The organism is Pseudomonas sp. CHM02, assembly GCF_000612585.1.
GTDB lineage: Bacteria > Pseudomonadota > Gammaproteobacteria > Pseudomonadales > Pseudomonadaceae > Aquipseudomonas.
Genome location: NZ_JFCA01000009.1, coordinates 65,386 through 87,825, shown reverse-complemented (window position 1 = coordinate 87,825; position 22,440 = coordinate 65,386). Strand labels below are relative to the sequence as shown.

Annotated in this window: 17 protein-coding genes; 7 read left to right on the top strand and 10 right to left on the bottom strand. The window is 61.6% G+C overall.

What is annotated here, in order from left to right:
- Positions 1-113: 113 nt before the first annotated feature.
- The 3 genes from mapR to BM70_RS0106595 form a co-directional block, all read right to left on the bottom strand.
- Positions 114-1,523 carry a GntR family transcriptional regulator MpaR gene (mapR, locus tag BM70_RS0106605; protein ID WP_025855266.1) on the bottom strand — a complete coding sequence of 470 codons (1,410 nt, stop codon included), beginning with the start codon at positions 1,521-1,523 and terminating at the stop codon, positions 114-116.
- Positions 1,524-1,598: 75 nt separating this feature from the next.
- Complete coding sequence (gene ccoG / locus BM70_RS0106600) at positions 1,599-3,008, bottom strand: cytochrome c oxidase accessory protein CcoG (protein ID WP_025855265.1); 1,410 nt, start codon at positions 3,006-3,008, stop codon at positions 1,599-1,601.
- Positions 3,009-3,192: 184 nt separating this feature from the next.
- Positions 3,193-3,432 (bottom strand): DUF3203 family protein, encoded by a 240-nt coding sequence (locus BM70_RS0106595; RefSeq protein ID WP_025855264.1) that lies wholly within the window; start codon positions 3,430-3,432, stop codon positions 3,193-3,195.
- A gap of 120 nt (positions 3,433-3,552) precedes the next feature.
- Here BM70_RS0106595 and BM70_RS0106590 point away from each other — a divergent pair, with 120 nt between their 5' ends.
- Positions 3,553-4,041: an MgtC/SapB family protein gene (locus BM70_RS0106590; protein ID WP_025855263.1), complete on the top strand. Its 489-nt coding sequence runs from the start codon at positions 3,553-3,555 to the stop codon at positions 4,039-4,041.
- 59 nt (positions 4,042-4,100) lie between these two features.
- Here the strand turns inward: BM70_RS0106590 and BM70_RS0106585 are convergent, their stop codons facing one another.
- Entirely contained in the window at positions 4,101-5,552 is a 1,452-nt protein-coding gene (locus BM70_RS0106585; protein ID WP_025855262.1) for a M10 family metallopeptidase C-terminal domain-containing protein, read from the bottom strand.
- A gap of 207 nt (positions 5,553-5,759) precedes the next feature.
- Positions 5,760-5,936, bottom strand: coding sequence for a hypothetical protein (locus tag BM70_RS33295; RefSeq protein ID WP_167418318.1), 177 nt, complete (start codon positions 5,934-5,936; stop codon positions 5,760-5,762).
- A 204-nt stretch (positions 5,937-6,140) separates the two neighbouring features.
- Between BM70_RS33295 and BM70_RS0106575 the strand changes: the two genes are divergently transcribed.
- The 4 genes from BM70_RS0106575 (at position 6,141) to BM70_RS0106560 (ending at position 15,080) form a co-directional block, all read left to right on the top strand.
- A complete protein-coding gene (locus tag BM70_RS0106575) occupies positions 6,141-8,129 on the top strand; it encodes an alpha-1,4-glucan--maltose-1-phosphate maltosyltransferase (RefSeq protein WP_025855261.1) in 1,989 nt (662 codons plus the stop codon).
- 151 nt (positions 8,130-8,280) lie between these two features.
- Positions 8,281-11,628 carry a maltose alpha-D-glucosyltransferase gene (gene treS, locus BM70_RS0106570; protein WP_025855260.1) on the top strand — a complete coding sequence of 1,116 codons (3,348 nt, stop codon included), beginning with the start codon at positions 8,281-8,283 and terminating at the stop codon, positions 11,626-11,628.
- Entirely contained in the window at positions 11,625-13,862 is a 2,238-nt protein-coding gene (glgB, locus tag BM70_RS0106565; RefSeq protein ID WP_025855259.1) for a 1,4-alpha-glucan branching protein GlgB, read from the top strand. Before treS ends, glgB begins: the two co-directional genes overlap by 4 nt.
- A 51-nt stretch (positions 13,863-13,913) precedes the next feature.
- Positions 13,914-15,080: a diguanylate cyclase gene (locus BM70_RS0106560; RefSeq protein WP_025855258.1), complete on the top strand. Its 1,167-nt coding sequence runs from the start codon at positions 13,914-13,916 to the stop codon at positions 15,078-15,080.
- A gap of 3 nt (positions 15,081-15,083) precedes the next feature.
- Here the strand turns inward: BM70_RS0106560 and BM70_RS31125 are convergent, their stop codons facing one another.
- The 3 genes from BM70_RS31125 to BM70_RS0106545 form a co-directional block, all read right to left on the bottom strand.
- The gene (locus tag BM70_RS31125; protein WP_043274176.1) at positions 15,084-17,264 is read right to left on the bottom strand and encodes a GAF domain-containing protein; all 2,181 of its coding nucleotides are present in this window, start codon (positions 17,262-17,264) and stop codon (positions 15,084-15,086) included.
- Positions 17,265-17,417: 153 nt separating this feature from the next.
- Positions 17,418-18,269 carry a CAP domain-containing protein gene (locus BM70_RS0106550; protein WP_025855257.1) on the bottom strand — a complete coding sequence of 284 codons (852 nt, stop codon included), beginning with the start codon at positions 18,267-18,269 and terminating at the stop codon, positions 17,418-17,420.
- Between the two features lie 81 nt (positions 18,270-18,350).
- Positions 18,351-19,565 (bottom strand): MFS transporter, encoded by a 1,215-nt coding sequence (locus BM70_RS0106545; RefSeq protein WP_025855256.1) that lies wholly within the window; start codon positions 19,563-19,565, stop codon positions 18,351-18,353.
- Between the two features lie 113 nt (positions 19,566-19,678).
- On the opposite strand from BM70_RS0106545, the gene BM70_RS0106540 reads away from it, so the two are divergent.
- The gene (locus tag BM70_RS0106540) at positions 19,679-20,584 is read left to right on the top strand and encodes a LysR family transcriptional regulator (RefSeq protein WP_025855255.1); all 906 of its coding nucleotides are present in this window, start codon (positions 19,679-19,681) and stop codon (positions 20,582-20,584) included.
- A gap of 21 nt (positions 20,585-20,605) precedes the next feature.
- Positions 20,606-21,271, top strand: coding sequence for a GNAT family N-acetyltransferase (locus tag BM70_RS0106535; RefSeq protein WP_025855254.1), 666 nt, complete (start codon positions 20,606-20,608; stop codon positions 21,269-21,271).
- Positions 21,272-21,351: 80 nt separating this feature from the next.
- Here the strand turns inward: BM70_RS0106535 and BM70_RS0106530 are convergent, their stop codons facing one another.
- Entirely contained in the window at positions 21,352-21,729 is a 378-nt protein-coding gene (locus BM70_RS0106530; protein ID WP_025855253.1) for a hypothetical protein, read from the bottom strand.
- A 112-nt stretch (positions 21,730-21,841) separates the two neighbouring features.
- The gene (locus BM70_RS0106525) at positions 21,842-22,435 is read right to left on the bottom strand and encodes a TetR/AcrR family transcriptional regulator (protein WP_025855252.1); all 594 of its coding nucleotides are present in this window, start codon (positions 22,433-22,435) and stop codon (positions 21,842-21,844) included.
- Positions 22,436-22,440: the final 5 nt, after the last annotated feature.

Genomic DNA, 22,440 nt, shown 5'->3' with positions numbered 1-22,440 from the left:
CGCTTCCCTGTGTGGTTCACTGTTTAATCTGGTTCCCGCTCAAGCTTGGAAGGGCATCCGCTTAAGGTCCAGTGTCCTCCAGGCAGACGTAGCTACTTTCACTCGAGCGCCCTTCAAAACGACCGCACAATCCGCCCCAGCGTCTCCATCGCCTTTTCCGACGCCTCGGTCCACGGGCTGCCGTAGTTCAGGCGAATGCAGTTGCGAAAGCGCTGGGTCGCCGAGAAGATCGGCCCCGGCGCAATGCTGATGCCTTGTGCCAACGCCATCTGGAACAGCTTCAGCGAATCCGTTTGCTCGGGCAGTTCCAGCCACAGGAAGTACCCGCCGGCCGGTTGGCTGACGCGTGTCTGCGCCGGGAAATAGCGGGCAATGGCGGCCAGCATGGCGCTTTGCTGTTCTTCCAGGGCATAGCGTAACTTGCGCAGGTGCCGGTCGTAGCCGCCGTGCTGCAGGTAATCGGCAATCGCGGCCTGGGCTGGCATGGACGGGCACAGCGAGGTCATCAGTTTCAAGCGTTCGACCTTCTGCGCAAAGCGGCCGGCCGCCACCCAGCCCACGCGGTAGCCAGGGGCGAGGCTCTTGGCGAAGGAGCCGCAATGCATCACCAGGCCTTCGGTGTCGAAGGCCTTGGCCGGTTTGGGGGCCTGTTGCCCGTAGTACAGCTCGGCGTACACATCGTCTTCGATCAGTGGCACCTGATGGCCACGCAGCAGTTCCACCAGCGCCTGTTTCTTGGCTTCCGGCAGGGTCGCGCCCATCGGGTTCTGGAAGCTGGTCATGGTCCAGCAGGCCTTGATCGGGTAGCGCTCCAGGGTTTGCGCCAGGGCGTTGAGGTCGATGCCGTCGCGCGGGTGCACGGGGATTTCAACCGCCTTGAGTTTCAAGCGTTCCAGTACTTGCAGGCAGGCATAGAACGCCGGCGCTTCGATGGCCACCAGATCGCCCGGTTCGGTGACGGCTTGCAGGCACAGGTTCAGTGCCTCCAGGGCGCCATTGGTGATCAGCAGTTCCTCCATCGGCAACATCAGCCCGCCGACCATATAACGCAGGGCAATTTGCCGACGCAGTTGCGGGTTGCCCGGTGACATGTCGGTGACCACCAGGCGCGGGTCCATCTCGCGGCTGGCGCTGGCCAGGGAGCGCGCCAGGCGCGGTAGCGGGAACAACATGGGGCTGGGGAACGCCGAGCCGAAGGGTACGGTATTCGGGTCCTTGATCGAGTCGAGTACCGAGAACACCAGTTCGCTCACATCCACTTCGGTGGACTCATGCACCTGTTCGCTCACCACGGGCTCGGAAAACGGGCTGGGCGCATGGGTGTTGACGAAGTAGCCGGAGCGCGGCCGCGCACGGATCAGGCCACGGCGTTCCAGCAGGTAATAGGCCTGGAACACCGTGGACGGGCTGACGCCGTAGGTCTGGCTGGCATAGCGCACCGACGGCACCCGCTGGCCGGGGCCAAGCACGCCGGAGCGGATCAGTTCTGCAATGTCGTCGGCGAATTTTTCGTAGCGTTTCATGGCGGCCTAATTAGCGTTTGAAAGTGTACGCAAGTCCATTGCAGGAGCCGCAAAGCCGGCTCCTGCGGGTGTCTGTCAGCGATTCAGCGGTGCCACAAAGCGGCTGTCGGCGGCGCTGTAGATCCCGGGTTCATCCACGTCCGTGACCTTGAAGCGCAGGGTCTGCGAGCTGCTCGCCGGTTTATCCGCCAGCAGCGCCACCGACACCGGCACGTCGCTGATTTCACCCGGTGCCAGGCTGATCTCGGTCTTGCCTTGCAACTGGAAGCCCTCGGCGTCCACCAGCTCCAGGCGGTAGTCCTGGCGTTGCTGGGTCTTGTTGATCACCTTGAGGCTGTAGATGTTTTCGATCTGGCCCTGGGCGTTCTCGCGGAACATGCCCCGGTCCTTGGTCACGTCCAGCGACACCATCGGCCGCTCCACCAGCGCCACCACCAGGGCCGCGATCATCACCAGCAGCACGGCACTGTAGCCGATCAGGCGCGGCCGTAGCAGGTGGGTCTTGCCGCCTTGCAGTTGATGTTCGCTGGTGTAGCTCACCAAACCACGCTGGTAGCCCATCTTGTCCATGATCGAATCGCAGGCGTCGATGCAGGCGGCACAGCCGATGCACTCCATCTGCAGGCCATCGCGGATGTCGATGCCGGTAGGGCACACCTGCACGCACAACTGACAGTCGATGCAGTCGCCCAGGCCGACGTCGGCGGGTTTGACCTCGCGTTTGCGCGGGCCACGGTGTTCGCCGCGCGCTACGTCGTAGGAAATGGTCAGGGTGTCTTTGTCGAACATCACGCTCTGGAACCGCGCATATGGGCACATGTGCATGCATACCGCTTCACGCAACCAGCCGGCATTGAGGTAGGTGGCGCCGGTAAAAAACACTACCCAGAACAGGCTGACTCCCCCCATTTGCCAGGTCAGTAGTTCGGTGGCCAGGGGACGGATCGGCGTGAAGTAGCCGACAAACGTCAGCCCGGTCAGTACGCTGATACTCAGCCACAGCGTGTGTTTGGCTGAGCGTCGCACCAGTTTGTTCAGGCTCCAGGGCGCCGCTTGCAGTTTGATGCGCTGGTTGCGTTCGCCTTCGGTGACTTTCTCGCACCACATGAACAGCCAGGTAAATGAGCTTTGCGGGCAGGTGTAGCCGCACCACACGCGGCCGGCGAATACGGTGATCGCAAACAGGCCGAAGGCGCAGATGATCAGCAGCGCCGACAGCAGGATGAAATCCTGCGGCCAGAATGTCGCGCCAAAGATATGGAATTTGCTCTCGGCCAAATCCCACAGCACTGCCTGCCGGCCGCCCCAGTTCAGCCACACCGTGCCGAAAAACGCCAGGAACAGAAAGCCTGCACCGACCACGCGCAAGGTACGGAACAGGCCGGTGAAACTGCGGGTATGAATCAGGTTGTCGCTGGATTTGGCCTTCACCTTCTTTGGGTGTATGGGCTCAAAGGTTTCCACGGTTGGGATTCTTTCGCTCATGGTCGTTCGCTCATCAGCCTCCATCAGGCGAATGAACTATGCCCGTGGCTCTGTTTGCATAACAGACTCAGGTATTGCGATAAAAAGCGGATCAGATGGGCTGTGTTCGGGTTGCTGCGACAATGGGCTGCACCCCGTGGTCAATGGGGTGCAGCGTTATCTCGCAGGTGTTGATACAGATCAATTAAATCACCGAACCAGGTTCTTCGGCCTTCACATGCTGGCGCCCATCGTGGGCGCCGGCGACGGTCAGGGCGTCGGCCTCGGCTTCAGTGATGTAGATGCGCTCGGCCGCCAGTTCCACATACGACATGGATTTGTCGGTGTCGGTCACGATATTGACCCGGGTTGCTGGCACGCTCTGTTCCTGGCCGTTGTCATCGAGCATGAAGTAGCACAGCTGGTTTTCGATACGAATGGGCATGCCGTTCTCCTTATTCATGGGCTATGAGGGTTAGGGGTCAGCGATGTGTCGGGGTTCAAGGCAACTGACTGGCGGTCGCCGCTGTCCATCCTTTATCAACCCTGACAAAGGACCGCTCCCATGGACGCCTGGTGGCTTGAAGTGTGGCAAACCCTGCAGGCCGAATTCGCCGATATCGGCGACGCCAGGCAGCTCACCCAGATTACGGTGCGCCTGCTGATCGCTGCGATCCTGGGTGGCATCCTCGGTTTTGAACGCGAGAGCAAGGGCAAGGCCGCAGGCGTTCGCACCCATATGCTGGTGGCCTTGGGCGCGGCACTGTTTGTGCTGGTGCCGCAGATGTCGGGTAATCAGGCAGATGCGATGAGCCGGGTGGTCCAGGGCGTGATTGCCGGGATCGGCTTCCTGGGTGCGGGCACCATCATCAAGGGCAAGGATGACGAAGAAGGCCATGTCAAAGGCCTGACCACCGCCGCCGGCCTGTGGATGACCGCTGCGATTGGCGTCTCGGCCGGGTTGGGCCGGGAATCGACAGCGGTACTGAGCACGTTGCTGGCCTTGGCGGTGTTCAGCGTGATGCCAAGAATCGTGCGGATGCTCGAAAAATAGACTTTCCCAAGGACATGGCGTCGAGCCATTTCCCCCAAGGTCCCTGTTGAAGGCCGGGGCTACAGCACCACGTCACTCTGCTCCAGCTTGCCGTTTACGCTGACTTTCAGAATCTGGCCGTCTGTTTGCGTGGCGAACAGCGTGCTTTGGTGAGTGTGGGGATTGTAGTCGATAAAAGCTTCGCCAGAACCGATAACGGGGGAATTTTTGAATGTAAACGGCTTGCCGCCGTTCTGAACCTGCATGCCCGACAAGTCGATCTTGTCGTTGCCACTCTCGAAATCCATGATCTCGTCGTGCGAACGCTGATCCCGGCGCCCAACGTCGAACGATTCTGACGCGCTGCCGTACACAAAGGTATCTGCACCTTTGCCGCCCCACAATCTGTCGCCACCTTTGCCGCCATAGATGACGTCGTTACCGTCACCGCCGTTGAGTTCGTTGTTGGCGTCGTTGCCCATCATCAAATCATTGCCCTTGCCGCCTATCGCGTTTTCAATGACGGCACCTTTGGCAATCGAGACATTCCCCTCGAGGCCGCCGACATCAGAAAAGGTTTCTTCCCTCAAGCTTATTTGCTGATCTTGCGTGTATCCGGAAAAATCCAATGTGTCGTTGCCCCCGCCGTCCCAAATGGCCGCCACGATTTTATCGTGAGGGGTTTTGACCGTCAGAAAGTCCCGATCCGTGTTCGAGTTGAAACCGTAGGTGGTGTCGTCCTTGCGGGTTTCATAACGGATGCCGTATTTCTCTTGGTAGGCAGCAATGTCGTCAAGTTGCGGGGCTGACGAACGAAATTTCTGGTGGTTAAAATGCCCGGTGCGCTCCCCCCGGTAACTCATGCCGGAATGGCTCAGAGAGTCTTCGTGATGAGATACATTTGATTGGTCGAGCTTGTCAGCGCCACTTCCATTGTAACTGCCAGGGTGGCTCAGCCCCATGGAATGACCGAGTTCATGAGTAATGGTGTGGCGACCCGCGTTACCTAGCGCTGCTCGAGGTACGGATTTCTCTTTCTCAGTGTCAAGAAACCATACGTTAACCTCAGCCTGATTCCGGGTGGGCAGGGACGCGTGGTGCGAGCCTTTAGAAGGGTTGCCTTCAGGGTCAATCGCTTGGCCATAATTGCCGATCTTGATATGGCCTTCACTGTCAGCTGTCTTGGGCCCCTGGGTAAACTTGACGTTTGCAACATCTTCAATGGATTGCAGGCTGAGTCGGGTCTGTTTTCGCTGATTGTCGAGGATAGGCGTAAACCCGGTCTTGCCGAATTTCCGAGTGTTCTTGTCGTCTGGCGCGGACCGAAACTCGTAAGTCACATTAACGCAGCCGTCACCATTCTTGTCTGACCAACCTGGGCTATTACGCCAGAGTCGTTTGACAGCGTCGTCGGTTGATTTGGACTGCAAGCCGTTGTGCTGGATATCCCCGCCACGATCATCTCGATGTTTGAATTGCTCAACCCTCTGGTAGATCGGGCTGCCCTGTAAACCAACGCTGCTAATGGACATGAATTCTCCTGCTGCGAATGTTGCTCGAAGATAGGCGTTGGCGCCGTCTTAGCTACGGTGCTCATGCGTGGGAGTTTGAGCAGGGGCAAAATCACAGGCGCTGCGAATTATCTCGGTGGGGAGTGGGAAGAATCGCCAAATGCAACGGGAAAGGAGTAGCCCATCCGTCAGATAGGCTTAACTCCAGTATCGGTCTTACCGCCATCGTCAAACGGTTGAAAAAGGTCTGGCAATGACCGGTGGCATTGTTGTTGGGGGTTCCTGGACCGGCGGTGGCTGATTTTCCGGCGGTTCCTTTTCCGGAATCGGTTCCGGTTCGGTGGGCGGCAGGGTGGGTTTGTCGATATTCGGGTCCGGGGTTTCAGCCGGGATCGGGATATTCATGGGTGTGGCCTCCTTTGTGCTTTGCTCTATCGGTGGACAGTCGCCCGGGCGAATTGATTCCCCGCTCAATGGCGGTACATCCACCTGAACTTTTAACCGCCGCGCAGGCTCGGACCTATGACTGCCCTGCTCAGGGAGAGCGCGGCCGCATCAGAATTCGGATCAAGCAAAGAGCGTCCACAGGGCGTAAGGGGAAGATGCTCGATGACTGCTGAAACACTGGTTCCAGACCAATCCTTGTTGCCGCTGTCCCAGGCACTGTTGCTGCCCCGGATCGCTATCGAAAGCACCACCCCCGTGATCGACGGCGGCGAATTCGCCGTCAAGGCCGTGGTCGGCCAACGGGTCAACGTCACCAGCAAAGTCTTCGCCGACGGCCATGACAAGCTTGCCGTGCTGATTCGCTGGCGCCCGCTGCAGGATGAAAGCTGGCACAGCGTGGTGATGACCGACGTGGGCAACAACGGTTGGGAGGGCGCGTTTACCGTCACCCAGCAAGGGCCGCACGAATACTGCATTGAAGCCTGGATCGATACCTTCGCCAGCTTCTGCTATGAGCTGCGCAAGAAGCATGAGGCCGGCGTGCCGGTGAGCCTGGAGTTGCAGGAAGGCCGCAGCCTGGTGCTGCAAGCCGCCGAGCGCAGTGACAATGAGCTGCGCGATCGCCTGATGCTGCTGCATCACGAACTCTCGGGCCTGCTGGAAACCGAGCAGGTCGCGCAGTTCCTGCACGAAGACAGTGCACACTTGATGACTCAGGCCGACCACCGCGCGTATTTGAGCATCAGTACCGTGTACCCCATTGATGTGGAGCGTGAAGCCGCGTTGTTCGCCAGTTGGTACGAGCTGTTTCCCCGCTCGATCACCGACGATCCTGCACGGCACGGCACGTTCAACGACGTGCACTCACGGCTGTCGATGATCCATGACATGGGCTTCGACGTGCTGTACTTCCCGCCGATCCATCCGATCGGACGCAGTCACCGTAAAGGCCGGAACAACTCGCTGACCGCTGGTCCCGACGATCCGGGCAGCCCTTACGCGATTGGCAGCGAGGAGGGCGGCCATGAGGCCATTCACCCGCAACTGGGCAGCCGCGATGACTTCCGTCGCCTGGTGCAGGCCGCCGCCGAGCATGGCCTGGAAATCGCCCTGGACTTCGCCATCCAGTGTTCCCAGGACCATCCATGGCTCAAGGCGCATCCGGGCTGGTTCAACTGGCGCCCGGACGGCACGATCAAATACGCGGAAAACCCGCCGAAAAAGTATCAGGACATCGTTAACGTCGACTTCTACGCCGCGGACGCCATCCCGGGCCTGTGGACCGAGCTGCGCGACATCGTGGTGGGCTGGGTGGAAGAGGGCGTGAAGACCTTTCGCGTCGACAACCCCCACACCAAGCCGCTGCCGTTCTGGCAATGGCTGATCAGCGATGTACGCTCCAAGTACCCTGATGTGATCTTCCTCGCCGAGGCGTTCACCACGCCAGCGATGATGGCGCGGCTGGGCAAGGTCGGCTATTCCCAGAGCTACACCTATTTCACCTGGCGCAATACCAAGGCCGAGTTGAGCGAATACCTGACGCAATTGAACGAATCGCCGTGGCGCGAATGCTACCGGCCGAATTTCTTCGTCAACACACCGGACATCAACCCCGGCTTCCTGCATGAGTCCGGCCGCCCGGGCTTTTTGATCCGTGCCGCGCTGGCGACCATGGGCTCGGGCCTGTGGGGCATGTACTCCGGCTTCGAACTGTGCGAAGCCGCCCCGGTGCCGGGCAAAGAGGAATACCTGGACTCGGAAAAGTACGAGATCCGACCACGGGACTTCACCGCTCCCGGCAATATCATTGCCGAGATCGCCCAGCTCAACCGCATCCGCCGGCAGAACCCGGCGTTGCAGACGCACCTGGGGCTCAAGCTCTACAACGCCTGGAACGACAACATCCTGTATTTCGGCAAGCGCAGCGAGGATGGCAGCAACTTCATCCTCGTGGCCGTGAACCTTGACCCTTTCAACGCCCAGGAAGCCCATTTCGAGTTGCCGCTGTGGGAGTTGGGCCTGCCGGACGACGCCCAGACCCAGGGCGAAGACTTGATGAACGGCCATCGCTGGACCTGGTATGGCAAACACCAGTGGACGCGACTCGATCCGCAGATGCCGTTCGGGATCTGGCGCATCACGACATCCTGAAACCGGTCATCCCCCTGTAGGCGCCGGCTTGCCGGCGATGACGGTGCATCAGCCACACCACCTGTGCCTGACTCAACGCTATCGCCGGCAAGCCGGCTCCTACGGTGACCGAGTTCCTTCAATTGGTTTTTCAGAATTTCAGGAGTTTCCAATGGCGAAGAAACCCAAGGCTGCCACCTTCATCAAAGACCCGCTCTGGTACAAGGATGCGGTGATCTACCAGGTCCACGTCAAATCCTATTTCGACTCCAACAACGACGGCATTGGTGACTTCCCCGGGCTGATCGCCAAGCTCGACTACATCGCCGACCTGGGGGTGAACACCATCTGGCTGCTGCCGTTCTACCCCTCGCCACGTCGCGACGATGGCTACGACATTGCCGAATACCGTGGTGTGCACAGCGACTATGGGACCATGGCCGACGCCAAGCGCTTCATCGCCGAGGCCCACAAACGCGGGCTGCGGGTGATCACCGAACTGGTGATCAACCACACTTCCGACCAGCACCCGTGGTTCCAGCGTGCGCGCAAGGCCAAACCCGGCTCGGCGGCGCGGGACTTCTACGTATGGTCGGACGACGACCAGAAATACGACGGCACGCGCATCATCTTCCTCGACACCGAGAAGTCCAACTGGACCTGGGACCCGGTCGCCGGCCAGTACTTCTGGCACCGTTTCTACTCTCACCAGCCCGACCTCAACTTCGACAACCCGCAGGTAATGAAAGCCGTGCTGTCGGTGATGCGTTACTGGCTGGACATGGGCATCGACGGCCTGCGCCTGGACGCCATCCCGTACCTGATCGAGCGTGATGGCACCAACAACGAAAACCTGCCTGAGACCCACAACGTACTCAAGCAGATCCGCGCCGAGATCGACGCCCATTACCCCGACCGCATGCTGCTGGCCGAAGCCAACCAGTGGCCGGAAGACACCCAGTTATATTTCGGTGACAAAAAGGGCGACGATGGCGATGAATGCCATATGGCTTTCCACTTTCCGCTGATGCCGCGCATGTACATGGCGCTGGCCCAGGAAGATCGCTTCCCGATCACCGACATCCTGCGCCAGACCCCGGAGATTCCCGCCAATTGCCAATGGGCGATCTTCCTGCGCAACCACGATGAGCTGACCCTGGAAATGGTCACCGACAAAGAGCGCGACTACCTGTGGAACTACTACGCCGCCGACCGGCGCGCGCGCATCAACCTCGGCATCCGCCGGCGCCTGGCGCCGTTGATGGAGCGTGACCGCCGCCGTGTCGAGCTGCTCAACAGCCTGTTGCTGTCGATGCCTGGCACGCCGACCCTGTATTACGGCGATGAAATCGGCATGGGCGACAACATCTATCTGGGCGACCGCGATGGCGTGCGTACGCCGATGCAATGGTCCATCGACCGCAACGGCGGTTTCTCCCGCGCCGACCCGGCCAGCCTGGTGCTGCCGCCGATCATGGACCCGCAATACGGCTACCAGTCGGTGAACGTCGAGACCCAGGCCCAGGACCCGCATTCGCTGCTGAACTGGACGCGGCGCATGCTGGCGGTACGCAAGCAATCCAAGGCGTTTGGTCGCGGCAGCCTGAAAATGCTTTCGCCGAGCAACCGGCGCATCCTGGCATATACCCGGGAATTCACCGGTGAAGACGGGCGCAACGAGATCATCCTCTGCGTCGCCAATGTGTCGCGCAGCGCCCAGGCGGCCGAGCTGGACCTGTCGGCGTTTGCCGGCATGGTGCCGGTGGAGATGCTGGGCGGTAATGCCTTCCCGCCTATCGGCCAGCTGAATTTCCTGCTGACCCTGGCGCCTTACGGCTTCTACTGGTTCGTGCTGGCGCCGGAAAACCAGATGCCCAGCTGGCATGTGGAGCCGGCCCAGAGCATGCCGGACTTCACCACTCTGGTACTGAAAAAGCGCATGGAAGAACTGCTGGAGGAACCCTGCCGCGCCTCGCTGGAGCAGACGGCACTGCCGGCCTGGCTGCCCAAGCGCCGCTGGTTCGCCGGCAAGGACACGGCCATCGACAGCGTGCGCATCGCCTACGGTGTGCGCTTTGGCGACCCGCAGCACCCGGTACTGCTCAGCGAGCTTGAAGTGACGGCCGGTGGCCAGGTCAGTCGTTATCAGCTGCCGTTCGGTTTCCTCGGCGAAGACCAATTCACCAGTGCCTTGCCCCAGCAACTGGCCTTGGCCCGTGTGCGGCGAGTGCGCCAGGTAGGGCTGGTGACCGATGCGTTCAGCCTCGAACACTTTATCCGCGCCGTGATCCGCGGTCTGCAGGCCGGCACCGTGCTTGATTCCAGCGAAGGCGAGCTGCGCTTTGCGGCGACGCCACACCTGGCCAAACTGCAACTGACGGATGAGTCCCCGGTGCGCTACTTGTCGGCCGAGCAATCCAACAGCTCGGTGGTGGTGGGCGAGAGCCTGGTGCTCAAGCTGATCCGCAAAGTCGCCTCCGGCGTGCACCCGGAACTGGAAATGAGTGCCTACCTGACCGAAGCCGGCTACCCGAATATCTCGCCGCTGCTGGGCTCGATGATTCGCCGCGACGCCGAGGGCCAAGACAACCTGTTGATGATTGCCCAAGGCTATTTGAGCAACCAGGGCGACGCTTGGGGCTGGACCCAAAATAACCTGGAACGTGCGATCCGCGACGAACTGGCCGAAGCCATCTCCGAGCAGGAACAGCACTACAACGCCTTGGGTGAGCTGGCGGACTTTGCCGGGTTGCTCGGCCAACGCCTGGGTGAAATGCACCTGGTGCTCGGCGCGAAAACCACCCACAAGGACTTCAAGCCCGAAGCCACCACGGCCAAGGACACCCAGGCCTGGGCCAAGGATGTCGGCGCGCAGCTGGACCGCGCGCTGCACTTGCTCAAACTTCATCAAAGCCAGTTGAACCCGGCGGATCAAGCGCTGGTCAGTGATTTGCTGGCGCAGAAAAAGGCGATCGCCAGCCATGTACAGGCCCTGGCGAAAGCCACGGCAGGCGGGTTGCGCATTCGAGTCCACGGTGATTTGCACCTGGGCCAGGTGCTGGTGGTGAAGGGTGATGCCTACCTGATCGATTTTGAAGGTGAGCCAGCACGGCCGCTGCACGAACGACGCGGCAAGCACAGCCCGTATAAAGATGTAAGCGGCGTGTTGCGCTCCTTCGATTACGCGGCGGCCATGGCCTTGAATGTACAAGGGGTGGATCACTCGCCCGAGGCGGACCTGGCGCGTAAACGCGTGACTGACCGCTACCTGAAAGAAGCACGCCAAGCCTTTATCCAGGCTTATCAGGCGGCTACGTCTACACTGGCGCATGACTGGCAGGATGCCAAAGGCCAGGACGCAGCGCTGACGTTGTTCAGCCTGGAGAAGGCCGCGTATGAAGTGGCTTACGAAGCGGAAAACCGCCCGACCTGGTTGCCGGTGCCCCTGCAAGGGTTGCACGGACTGTTGAGCGGGCTTGCACCTATATCGAAAACTGCACGCGGTGGGGAGACGTCATGAGCTTTACAAATAAAGAACCGCTGCAACCGAAGTTGACTGCATTGCCGGCGTCCAAGGACGTCGAAGCGCTGGTACGCGCCGAGCATCACGACCCGTTCTCGATTCTCGGGCCACACGATGACGACCATGGCGGCCAGTTTATCCGTGCCTTCCTGCCCGAGGCCTTGAGCGTCCAGGTGCTGGCACGCGACAGTGGCGAGCAGATCGGCAGCCTCGACGCGAGCCAGGTTCCGGGCTTGTTTGTCGGGCACTTCAACACGCGCCAGCCATACCTGCTGAAAGTCCAGTGGGCCGGCGGTGAGCAGATCACCGAAGACCCTTACAGCTTCCAGCAACTGTTGCTGGGGGAAATGGACCTGTACTTGTTCGCCGAAGGTAATCACCGCGACCTCAGCAGTTGCCTGGGGGCCCAGCTAACCAGCGTCGATGGCGTGCAGGGTGTGCGCTTTGCCGTGTGGGCACCGAATGCGCGGCGGGTGTCGGTGGTGGGCGACTTCAATATCTGGGACGGTCGCCGTCACCCGATGCGCCTGCGCCATCCGTCCGGCGTATGGGAGATCTTTATCCCGCGTCTGCAGCCGGGCGCGGCCTACAAGTACGAGATTCTTGGCGCCAATGGGATCCTGCCGCTCAAGGCCGACCCGATGGCACTGGCCACTCAACTGCCACCGGACACGGCCTCCAAAGTCGCCGAACCGTTGCAGGTGGACTGGCAGGATCACGAATGGATGCAATCGCGCGTCGACAAGCAAAAGGCCACGGCGCCGCTGTCGATCTACGAGCTGCACGTGGGTTCCTGGCAATGCGAGCTGGACGAGGCGGGCGAAGTGGCCCGCCAATACAACTGGCGTGAATTGGCCGAGCGTCTGATTCCCTATGTGCAGCAACTGGGCTTCACCCACATCGAATTGATGCCGATCATGGAGCATCCGTTTGGCGGCTCCTGGGGTTACCAGGCGTTGTCACAATTCGCGCCCACGGCGCGGTTCGGGTCGCCGGAAGATTTTGCCTATTTCGTCAATGCTCTGCACCAGGCTGACATCGGCGTGATCCTCGACTGGGTACCGGCGCATTTCCCTACCGATACCCACGGCCTGGCGCAATTCGACGGCACTGCGCTGTACGAATATGCCAACCCGCTGGAAGGTTTCCACCAGGATTGGGACACGCTGATCTACAACCTGGGCCGCACCGAAGTGCATGGCTTCATGCTCGCCTCGGCGTTGCACTGGCTCAAGCACTTCCACATTGACGGCCTGCGTGTAGATGCGGTGGCGTCCATGCTCTACCGCGACTATTCGCGCAAGGCCGGCGAATGGGTGCCCAACCGCCATGGCGGCCGCGAGAACCTGGAGGCGATCGATTTCCTGCGCCACCTGAACGACGTGGTGGCCCTGGAAGCCCCCGGCGCGCTGGTGATCGCCGAGGAATCCACCGCCTGGCCAGGCGTGAGCCAGCCCACCCAACAGGGCGGCTTGGGTTTCAACTACAAATGGAACATGGGCTGGATGCACGATTCCCTGCATTACATCCAGCAGGACCCGGTGTACCGCGCCCATCACCATAACGAGCTGAGTTTCGGCCTGGTGTATGCCTGGTCCGAGCGCTTTATCTTGCCGATCTCCCACGACGAAGTGGTACACGGCAAGCACTCGCTGATCGACAAGATGCCTGGCGACCGCTGGCAGAAGTTTGCCAACCTGCGCGCTTACCTGGCGTTCATGTGGATGCACCCCGGCAAGAAACTGCTGTTTATGGGCTGTGAATTCGGCCAATGGCGCGAGTGGAACCACGACCAGCAACTGGACTGGTACCTGCTGCAGTACGCCGAGCACAAAGGCGTGCAAAAGCTGGTGGGCGACTTGAACCGGCTGTACCGCGAAGAACCGGCCCTGCACGAGCAGGACGACGCGCCCCAGGGCTTCCAGTGGCTGATCGGCGACGATGCGATCAATAGCGTCTACGCTTGGTTGCGCTGGAGCAAGGATGGCAAGCCGGTGCTGGTGGTGGCCAACTTCACGCCGGTGCCGCGTGAGGGTTACAAAGTCGGCGTACCCTTTGGGGGGCGTTGGAGTGAAGTGATCAACAGTGACGCTGATATGTATGCAGGGTCCAATTACGGTAATGGGGGCGAGGTATTTACCCAGGATGAGCCTAATCATGGGCAAGCGGTGTCACTGTCGTTGAATCTGCCGCCCCTGGGGGTGCTGATTCTGCGGCCGGAACCGCTTTAAAGGCTCTACCGTGCTGGATTCTGTTGTCCGCGTTGGTGGCAGGGTGCCACAATGGCGCCTTTGTGGTGGCAGTCGAATCGGGCGGATTTCATGAATGGCCTTGGGCGTGGGCAGGACCAGGATTGCGTTATAGAGGAGCAGGTGCGCACTGACCGTTTGCACCAGCTGTTCAGGCAATCATTTGCCGCGATTTTCGGCAGTTACATGGCTGCCCTGATGCTCTGCTGGCTATGCTGGGAGCGGTTTGACCACCAGGTCATTCTGGTCTGGCTGGTGGTGCTGGCGCTGTCGTCGTTGCTGCGTATCAAGATGTTCATGGAGTGGTTTCGCTGCCCCAACGCCGAGCGCACGCCCGAACGCTGGGAGCGCCGCTACTGGGTCACGCTGATGCTTTCGGCCGGGATCTGGGGCGCCGGCGCCCTCGCGGTGATGCCCACCGATGACCGGCTGTCCCAGGCACTGGTCATGTTGTTCACCGTGGGCATGTCGGTCAGCGCCGTGTCGTGTTACTCCGCTTACCGCTACATGACCCTGGCCTCCATGGCCCTGGTGTTGCTGCCGTGTACGGTGTGGCTGCTGTTCCAGCCGTCTTCCATGCAAGTCGGCGTGGCCATTGCGGTACTGGTGTTTTCCACCTTTGTGGTCAGCGCCACGCGCAAGCTGTCCGATGCCCTGGAAAAGGCGTTTCGCCTGACCCGGCAAATGGAGCGTGCCCACAGTATCTCCACCCGCGCCGCACAAACCGATGAACTCACCGGCCTGATGAACCGCCGTGCGTTCTTCGAACATGCCCAGGTGCTGTACGAACAATGCCGCCACAACCGGCAACCGCTGTGCGCGCTGATGATGGACATGGATCACTTCAAGGCAATCAACGACACCTACGGCCACCAGGCCGGCGACCAGGTGTTGCGCCAGATCGGCGGGGTGATCAGCGCGTCGTTCCGTCAGGCCGATGTGTATGGGCGGTTGGGCGGCGAGGAGTTTGCGGTGTTGCTGCCCAATACCTCGCTGGACACCGCACGGGCGATCGCCGAGCAGTTGATCAAGGCGATCTCGGGCCTGGCCTCCGAGCCGGTACATGGCTTGACTGCCAGCCTGGGCGTTGCCTCCACCCATGCCCGCGATCAAGACCTGCACGGCCTGATGAACACCGCCGACAAGGCGCTGTACCGCGCCAAGGCACAGGGGCGTAACCAAGTGGCGGTGGCGGAGTAGGGCTCAATGCATCGCCTTGGCCAACGCTCGCGCAACCTGATCGGCTGAGTAAGGCTTGGCCAGGAACTCGAACCCTTCGTAGCCACTGTCGGCCAGCTCTTCGCTGTAGCCGGAGGTGAGTACCACGGGCAAGTCCGGGCGTCGTTGGCGCAGCTCCCGGGCCATGGCCACGCCGGTCATGCCGGGCATCACCACGTCCGAGAAAATGCCATCGAACGCCAGGGCGTCCGCACCGGCCAGTGCGAGTGCCTGTTCGGCATCGGTCGCCCAGGTGGTCTGGTAGCCCAGGTCCTGGAGGATCTGGTTGGCGAAGCGGCCCACCTCGAGGTTGTCTTCCACGATGAGGATATGGCGTTGCGCCGTATCCACCCTCGGCGGCTGGCTTTGCGCAGCGTGTGGGTGCTGCGTCACCTGCGGCGGCGCTTCGGGCAGGTACAGGGTAAATACCGTGCCTTGTCCCGGATGGCTGACCACGTCAACGTTACCGCCGGACTGCTTGGCAAATCCGAAGACTTGGGACAACCCCAGCCCGGTGCCTTTGCCTACGGGCTTGGTGGTAAAGAATGGCTCGAAAATGCGTTCGACGGTGTCAGGGGAAATACCGCTACCGGTGTCGGACAGGGAAATGCTCACAAACGGCTGGTGGACTTCCTCGTCGCCACGGATGCGCGGCATCCTGTCCACAGAGGCCACGTGCAAGGTCAGGGTGCCTTTGCCGTTCATCGCATCCCGGGCGTTCAAGGCGATGTTGATCAAGGCGGTTTCGAACTGGCTGGCGTCCACGCTTACATGACAGGGGCGCTCGGGCAATTGCACCTGCACATGGATGCGTGCGCCGGTGACACTCTCTAACATCTCACCGATATTCTCGACCCGTTGGGCCGCGTCGAAGACCTCCGGGTTCAGCGGTTGGCGGCGAGCGAAGGCGAGCAGTTGGCTGGTGAGCTTGCTGGCGCGTTCCACGGTGTCGGACACCGCGCCCATATAGCGTTTGCGTCGTTCTTCGGAGAGTCCGGGCTGACGCAGGAAATCCACCGACGAACGAATGATGGTCAACAGGTTGTTGAAGTCATGGGCCACGCCGCCGGTCAATTGGCCGATGGCTTCCAGCTTCTGTGACTGGCGCAGCGCGGCTTCGGCCTCGGTCAGGGCGATGGTGCGCTCCTGTACCCGTTGTTCCAGGGTAGCGTTCAGCTGGGTAAAGGCTGCCAGGCCTTCGCGTACGGCGGCGTCGGCGCGTACCCGCTCGATATGCGCCCATGAGCGCTCCGTGACTTCGCCTACCAGCGCCAGGTCGTAGGGCGACCAGACCCGCGCCGTTTTGTGATGCACGGCCATCAGGGCCGTCAGGCGCCCCTCCTTGATCAGCGGGAAGCACGCGGTCGCCAGCGCCCCCAAGGCCTGATAATTGGCGGCGACCTCGGATGGGAACTCGGCGCGGTTGTCCTGGACCACCAGCGGTTTACCGCTGCGCAGACGCTGCACCGCCAATTCTCCGAAGGCGGCGAGGCTGTAGTGGCCGACGGTGCTTGGCGAGCCGGGCGCCGTCCAGTTGCCGCGGATGGTGAAGCCGTCCTGGTCGGCATCCATGTCGGCATAGGCGCAATTGGACACCTGCAAGTGCTCGGCCAGCAGGCGCGTGGTGGTGGACATGATGGTTTCGGCGTCGGTGGCATTCGCAACGGCGCTGCCTACCGCATCCAGCACCGCCAGGCGGCGGTTCAGGAACACGGTGGCGGTGGTTTCGGTGACGGTGTCCAGCATCCCCACGACCTTGCCCTGCGGGTCGCGGATGGGGCTGTAGCAAAAGGTGAAATACGCTTGTTCGAGGCCCGCGCCACGCTCGATCAGCAGCGGGAAGTTCTCGATGTAGGTGGCATGCCCTTCGAACGCTGCACGGGCGATCGGGCCGATGTCTGCCCAGACCTCGTGCCACACCTCGTTGAACGGGCGGCCCAATGCATAAGGCTTGTCACCCAGGATCGGGATGAATGCATCGTTATACAGCGTGATCAGGTGAGGCCCCCAAACGATGGCTTTGGGAAAGCTGGAGGCAAAGCACAGCGCTACGGTGGTCTTGAGCACATCCGGCCACTGCTCCAGCGGCCCCAGGGGCGTACTTGCCCAATCATGCTGGCGAACCCGCTCGGCCATGTCGCTGCTGCTTTGCAGCCAATTCATCATCGGGAGAACACCTTGTTTGCCACCGTCTGTCGAGCGCCTGAAAGGGTCAGGTTAACAATCAACAGACCGGTATGACCGCTGCCAAGTTCAGCGGCATTATCCAGGAGATGGCAATTTGATTCTTCATCTGTTTGGACAGATCTGCAAACATGTTTATTGTGCCCCGAAAACCCCTGTCCAGTAGATCCCTGCATCGCTTTTCGGGTCCATGGCGTACGCCGCGCCCAGCTCGCGAAACTGCGGGTTCATCAGGTTGGCACAATGGCCAGGGCTGGCCAGCCAGCCATCCAGCACTTTGCGTGGCGTATCCAGGCCGGCGGCGATGTTTTCGCCGATGTTCTTCGCGATATACCCGGCCAGTTCGGCACGGTCGCCAGGGGTGCGGCCATCGTGGTCGAGGTGGTCGAAGAAATTGCCGTTGGCCATGTTGCGCGTATGGCTGTTGGCGGCGCCTGCCAGGTCTTCGTTCCAGGACAACGGCGTGGTCGCGGTAAAGGCCTGGGTACCGCATTGGCGCGGTTGTGAGCGCGCGGTATTGATCAGGTTGAGCAGTTGCTTGCCTTCGGTCTGCCAGTCACCCAGGCCGCTGGTCAGCAGCGGGCGGGCGAGCACGATGCGCCAGTCCTGGCCGCTGTTGCTCACGCCGATGTCGACGAATTGCGGGTCCAACACCACGCGGCAGAAGCTTTCGCGCACGGCCTTCATGGCAGCCTGGGCGTCCTTGGGACCGGACAGGCTGATGGCCTGAACGTTGACCATCGGGTACGCGGCCCGCGCCAGCGCTTGCTGCAGGTCGCCCACATTGGTGGCGGGCAGCACCAGCCGCGTATCGCTGGCCAGCGGTGGCAGTTCCTGGGAACCCTGGTCGCCGCAGCGTTGCACCTGGCTGCGGTATTGGTTGATCTGTTGCACCAATTGACTTTCTTCATTCGCCATCGCGCTGGCGCAGAACACCGAACTGGCGGCCAGCGTCGTAAGACCCATCATCAATGACAGAACGCGCATGGACGTTACCCTTGAGCTTGAAAGTGCCCATGATGCGCGATGTAACCCGGTCTGGCGCAACGCCTTTTTTGTTTTTTTGCCTCAATGGGTGTTCTGGAGGCCGTTGACAGCACCGAAGCGGCGCCATGCCATCACGCTGGCCAGCAGGATCAAGCCCAGTGCCACGCTGAACGTTGCATGCAGGCCATAGGCCACGGATTGCGGGAAGGCTTGGGTGACATTCGGGCTGGCCCAGGCAAACACCGCCCCCAGCGCCGAAGCACCGAAGATCAGCCCGAGATTGCGTGACAGGTTCAGCAGGCCCGAGACCGTGCCGCGCCGTGATCCTTCCACATCGCTCATCACTGCGGTGTTGTTGGCGGCCTGGAACAGGCTGTAGCCCGCCGTCAGAATCACCAGCGAGGCCAGGTAGGCGATCAGCCCGGACACCAGCGACAACAGCACAGCGCCACACGCCAGCACACCCAGCCCGGCGAGGGTCATGCGCTGGCTGCCGAGGCGGTCGGTGAGACGTCCGGCCGGTACACCGGTGAAAGCCGCGACACAGGGGCCGACGGCCATGGCCAGGCCCATCCACTCCGGTTCCAGGCCCAGGCCCCGGGACAGGTAGAACGGCCCGACCACAAAGGTGGCCATGATCACGGCGGCGACCAAGGCACTCATGATCAGGCCGACGCGTAGCGCCGGGGCCTTCAATGCCGACCAGAAGCCTGAACCAGCGGACGATGGCGCATACGCACGATCCACTGGCAAACAGCGATAGGCGAGGGCGGCGGCCACCAGTCCCAGTGGCATTCCGACCAGGAAAATCGCGCGCCAGCCCCACACACTCAGCAACACACCGCCCACGCTCGGCCCCATGGCGGTACCGACGGCCGACATCGTGCCCAGCAAGCCCATTGCGCGGCCGGTGCGTGCCTTGCTCACCGTGTCACCGACCATGCCCAGCGCCATGGCCATCATCACCGCGGCGCCGAGGCCTTGCAGGATGCGTGCGGCAACCAGCCAGCCCAGCGTGGGCGCCATGCCGCACAGCCCGCACGCCACGGTGAACAGCAACAACCCGGCGAGCAATAAGCGTCGACGGCCCAGACGGTCACCCAGGCGCCCGGCGCTCACGATCACCGCCGTGATCGCCAGCAAGTAGGCCAGCACCACCCACTGAACCGCGTGAAACGACGCGTCAAACGCACGTGCCAGGCTGGGCAGGCCGACATTGGCGATGCTGGTGCCCAGGGAGGCCAGCAACATGGACAGGGACAGGCTAATGAGGCTGGCACGTGAGGCGGTAGGCATGGGAAGAATCCTTGAGTGAGGCAACTGTCACAAATCTACGGCGTCGCCTAACATGGCGGAAGGCGCATGGGTTGCAGTTAATACATGCGTGAAACGCCTGATAAGGAGCGCCGATGCCCGATCTCAACTTGCTGGTCACCCTCGACGTGTTGCTTGCCGAGGGCAGTGTCGCCGGCGCAGCCAAACGCCTGCGCCTGAGCCCTTCGGCCATGAGCCGTGCGCTGGCGCGTCTGCGCGAAACCACCGGCGACCCGCTGCTGGTGCGCGCCGGTCGCGGCCTGGTGCCCACGCCACGGGCAGTGGCGTTGCGCGAACAGGTCAGCCGCCTGGTGCAGCAAGCCAACGCGGTGCTGCGCCCGGTGCAGTCCCTGGATATGGCCCAGGTCGAGCGCACCTTTACCCTGCGCACCAGCGAAGAGTTCGTCGAGAATTTCGCTCCGTCGCTGCTGGCGCGTATCGCTCGGGAAGCGCCTGGGGTGCGCCTGCGGTTCATCAACAAGACCGACAAGGACAGCGCGTTGCTGCGCGAAGGCCGCGTCGACCTGGAAACCGGCGTGGTCGACCCCACCGCCAGCCCGGAAGTGCTGACCCAGGCGCTGTTTCGTGACCGCTTGGTGGGCGTGGTACGCAGTGGCCATCCCCTCAGTCAGGGCACGGTCAGCGCCCGGCGTTATGCTGAAGGCCAGCACGTCTATGTCTCGCGCCGGGGTCAGGACCGTGGCCAGATCGACGATGCGCTCGAAGCCCAGGGCCTCACACGACAAATCACCACCATCGTCGCCGGTTTCGCCACGGCGATCGCCCTGGCCCGCGACACCGACCTGGTCGCCAGCGTGCCCGAGCGCTACACCACCCACCAGCGCGAAGGCCTGCACAGCTTTGCACTGCCGCTGACACTGCCGACCTTTACCGTGGCGATGCTCTGGCACCCGAGGCTGGATGCCGACCTGGCCCATCGCTGGTTGCGTGGGTGTTTGCGCGAGGTGTGCGCCGAGCAGGTACAATCCACGCTGCCTTGACGCTGAACCCCAGGAATCTGCATGTACAGCCTTACCCGCTACACCACACCGTGCCCGGAACCTATCAACGGCCAGATCCTGCAGATGGTGGTGGACAACCTCACCGACATCAGCAGCGTGGCGCTGCCGCCCAGCAACCTGCTGTACAACATCTACCAGTACGCCATTGGTTTTGAGGTGCACCGGTACCTGGAAGCGCTGGACGGTTCCAAGGGCATTGCTGTCGAGTTGGTCGTGGCGATGGAAGAGGAGAAGCTGATCGGCTTTTGCCTGTACCTGCCCGTGAAGGATGACCCGCACGCCTGCGGCATTGCGTTCATGGCCGTGCAAGTCGGCTATCGCCGCCAGGGCGTGGCACACGCGATGATGCGCGACGTGTTGAGCCGCTATCCCCATGCGGAACTGGCGTGCTCGGTGGAAAAGGTGCCTGCGTTTGAAGGCATGGGTTTCCAGGTGCGTGGTGGGCGGGGCACGCAGGTGCTGATGAATACGCGGGACTACGGCACTGATGGCCTGATGGGCGTGCTGGATGTAGCGTCGATCTACAGTTCACTGGAAGTGCGGCAGATTCATACCTACCTGCTGCAAAAGCACGGCAAGCGCGCGATGATTGATGCGGAAAAACAACGCGATCGGCACCTCGATCAACTGACGCGCAAGGTGCAGCTTTTTGTAGCGGGGCGTTAGGCGGCGTTTTTTCTTTGGGGTGAGTGGGCTGTTGTGGTGAGCGGGCTCACCCCAACAACCCTCCCTGAAACGCCGCTGGCTTATGGCTTGGCCAGGTTCCAGTTGCCACCAACGCCGTCACCGGTGATGTCGCCCGGCTTGCTGTCCTTGACCCAGGTGTACAGCGCCTGGCCTTTGTAGGCCCATTGCTTGCTGCCGTCGTCACGGGTGATCACGGTGTAGCCATCGGCATCCTTCGCGGCGGCCGAGGCGGTGAACGCCGGCCAGTTGGCCAGGCACTGGCCGTTGCACACTGACTTGCCGGTGCTGTCTTTGGCGAAGGTGTAGAGGGTCATGCCTTTGCTGTCCACCAGCACTTTACCCTTGGCGCTGTCGGCCACTTTGGCCGGGGCGGCGAAGGCCATGGAGGAAGCGCAGGCGATGACGACGGCAGCGGCAAGGGAGAATTTTTTCAGCATGACGAACTCCTGGGGCTTGTTTGGTTTGAGTACTGGCGTTGTGCTGTATTCACACGCCGTACTCAGGTAAACACCCGCCGCGCCGGTTTATTCCTCACCTGTCGATAATTATTTAAACGCGGCCGCGCTTGACCATGGCCAGGATGGTTTCCAGCAATTCCTGCTGCGCCTCTTCACGGCTGATCTCGCCACTGGCCGCTGCCTGGGACAAGGCCTCCGCAGCCCCCAGCATCGCCCTTAAACCCGCCTGGGTGACACGACCGAAGGGCGACAGCGCGTCGCGGCACTTGTCGAGGAAGATTGCCTCGTACTGACGCTTGAGCGCTTCCAGTTCCGGCGAACTGCTGAGTGCCGCAATCACCCCAGGAATTTCCCGGCCCTGCAACAACACGCAATCCACATAGGACTCGGCGATCACCCAGGCACGGTCGTCCAGGGTGGCGCCACTGGCGGCGAGGGCGTTGGCGAAGACGTGATCCTGCCGGGCATCGAAGTCCTCGTACAACGCCGCCAGCAACCCGGCACGGGTGACGAAATGGTCATAGACCACCGGCTTGGTCACGCCCGCCAGTTCCGCCAGGCGGCCGAGGGTCAGGGCTTCGGTGCCTTCATCGCGCACCAGTTGCCAAGCCACGTCCAAGAGCTGGCGCAGACGATCTTCACGGGACAGGCGACGACGGGGGGCAGGGGATTCGCGACTTGACATGCTTA

Bases quoted from the DNA above. Each gene is read 5' to 3' on its own strand.
- BM70_RS0106535 (WP_025855254.1), top strand. From the start codon at position 20,606: ATGTACAGCCTTACCCGCTACACCACACCGTGCCCGGAACCTATCAAC.
- BM70_RS0106545 (WP_025855256.1), bottom strand. From the start codon at position 19,565: ATGCCTACCGCCTCACGTGCCAGCCTCATTAGCCTGTCCCTGTCCATG.
- mapR (WP_025855266.1), bottom strand. From the start codon at position 1,523: ATGAAACGCTACGAAAAATTCGCCGACGACATTGCAGAACTGATCCGC.
- BM70_RS0106540 (WP_025855255.1), top strand. From the start codon at position 19,679: ATGCCCGATCTCAACTTGCTGGTCACCCTCGACGTGTTGCTTGCCGAG.
- ccoG (WP_025855265.1), bottom strand. From the start codon at position 3,008: ATGAGCGAAAGAATCCCAACCGTGGAAACCTTTGAGCCCATACACCCA.
- BM70_RS33295 (WP_167418318.1), bottom strand. From the start codon at position 5,936: ATGAATATCCCGATCCCGGCTGAAACCCCGGACCCGAATATCGACAAA.
- BM70_RS0106595 (WP_025855264.1), bottom strand. From the start codon at position 3,432: ATGCCCATTCGTATCGAAAACCAGCTGTGCTACTTCATGCTCGATGAC.
- BM70_RS31125 (WP_043274176.1), bottom strand. From the start codon at position 17,264: ATGATGAATTGGCTGCAAAGCAGCAGCGACATGGCCGAGCGGGTTCGC.
- BM70_RS0106550 (WP_025855257.1), bottom strand. From the start codon at position 18,269: ATGCGCGTTCTGTCATTGATGATGGGTCTTACGACGCTGGCCGCCAGT.
- BM70_RS0106585 (WP_025855262.1), bottom strand. From the start codon at position 5,552: ATGTCCATTAGCAGCGTTGGTTTACAGGGCAGCCCGATCTACCAGAGG.
- BM70_RS0106575 (WP_025855261.1), top strand. From the start codon at position 6,141: ATGACTGCTGAAACACTGGTTCCAGACCAATCCTTGTTGCCGCTGTCC.
- BM70_RS0106560 (WP_025855258.1), top strand. From the start codon at position 13,914: ATGGCGCCTTTGTGGTGGCAGTCGAATCGGGCGGATTTCATGAATGGC.
- BM70_RS0106525 (WP_025855252.1), bottom strand. From the start codon at position 22,435: ATGTCAAGTCGCGAATCCCCTGCCCCCCGTCGTCGCCTGTCCCGTGAA.
- treS (WP_025855260.1), top strand. From the start codon at position 8,281: ATGGCGAAGAAACCCAAGGCTGCCACCTTCATCAAAGACCCGCTCTGG.
- BM70_RS0106530 (WP_025855253.1), bottom strand. From the start codon at position 21,729: ATGCTGAAAAAATTCTCCCTTGCCGCTGCCGTCGTCATCGCCTGCGCT.
- glgB (WP_025855259.1), top strand. From the start codon at position 11,625: ATGAGCTTTACAAATAAAGAACCGCTGCAACCGAAGTTGACTGCATTG.
- BM70_RS0106590 (WP_025855263.1), top strand. From the start codon at position 3,553: ATGGACGCCTGGTGGCTTGAAGTGTGGCAAACCCTGCAGGCCGAATTC.